We start from the raw sequence: 690 nt of genomic DNA, 5'->3' as shown, positions 1-690 counted from the left end.
GCTATAGAAATAAAGCCGAGGACAAACTCGTATCACACGCTGACGAGCTGTACTATATAGCGTGCTGTGAAGGTGCCATTGAATCTCTGGAATCAGAGAATCATCGGATTATACTAACAAGCTCTTACTTAACCAAACGATATAGTGACAAGCAAATAATGGACAAGCTTTTTTTATCAAAAGCCCAGTATTATCGAACAAAACGAGAAGCGCTAATTGCATTCGCCGAGATTTGTCCATTGGTTGAAATCGAGATGAGACCTTTGTGAGACATTTCAACTGTTTTTCCGCCTTATGATGGTATTGTGCCAAAGGTGAGAAACCTGAGACACCGCATTTTTCCTCCGAGCCTCAGTGATGATAAAGCTGTGGCAAGGCGTGGCAATGAGGACTGGCTGAGATAGTCAGGCGGGTTCGATTCCCGCATGCCACATTTCACCCGTGAAGGTCTGTGACGGAGTAGCTACCGTCACTACGTCCCGATACGCCTACCATGACGATGAGTAGCAGGGTGAACTTATATGCCTCCTTAGAGGCTGAGCTGCCCGGTTGAGCGGGACCAGCCACGGCAGGTCGTGGCACAGTTCTTTGTCCAGTTTAGCGACCGGACACAGCTTGCGATGACCCTAGCTGACACTGGGAGAGCGAGCAAATCGCTGCGATTGTGCAGCTTTTTTAATTAAAACATTG

General features: G+C 47.7%; 1 protein-coding gene. It reads left to right on the top strand.

The features are described 5' to 3' along the window. Nucleotides 1-269, top strand: a 269-nt coding sequence (locus BVJ53_RS14515; RefSeq protein ID WP_129302960.1) for an ArpU family phage packaging/lysis transcriptional regulator, incomplete at its 5' end; no start/stop codon positions are given. Nucleotides 270-690 lie beyond the last annotated feature (421 nt).

The organism is Lacticaseibacillus chiayiensis (assembly GCF_004123795.1).
GTDB classification, from domain to species: Bacteria; Bacillota; Bacilli; order Lactobacillales; family Lactobacillaceae; genus Lacticaseibacillus; species Lacticaseibacillus chiayiensis.
This window is presented reverse-complemented; position numbering and strand designations above follow the sequence as displayed.